Here is a 327-nt window from a genome sequence, read left to right on the forward strand (position 1 = left end):
GAGAAGCTGGTCGACGGCCGGTGCATCGGCGTCAGCATCCACTGCCTGCCCGGCTATCATCAGGTCGGCCTGAAATGCGTGAAGAATGCCGTGATCGCCGGGAAATGCCGGCGTGACGAACAGCGCGTCAATGGCGAATGCGTGCGCAAGCCTTCCATCATCATCGACTGCAAACGCGGCTACCATCTGGTCGGCAAGGCATGTGTGAGGGACGCAATCATCACCACGGGCTGCCGGCCAACCGAAATGACGGTGCGCGGACATTGCGTGCCCAGGCCGGCTTCGAAGACGCTTGGGCTGCAGAAGTTGAAGCAAGGCCGAGGCCAG

General features: G+C 62.1%; 1 pseudogene. It reads left to right on the top strand.

Going from position 1 to position 327, the window contains the following annotated elements:
- A pseudogene (locus EN808_RS35560) lies at nucleotides 1-327 on the top strand (hypothetical protein); the annotation flags it as partial.

Origin of the sequence: Mesorhizobium sp. M8A.F.Ca.ET.165.01.1.1, from assembly GCF_004792065.1 — a bacterium.
GTDB lineage: Bacteria > Pseudomonadota > Alphaproteobacteria > Rhizobiales > Rhizobiaceae > Mesorhizobium.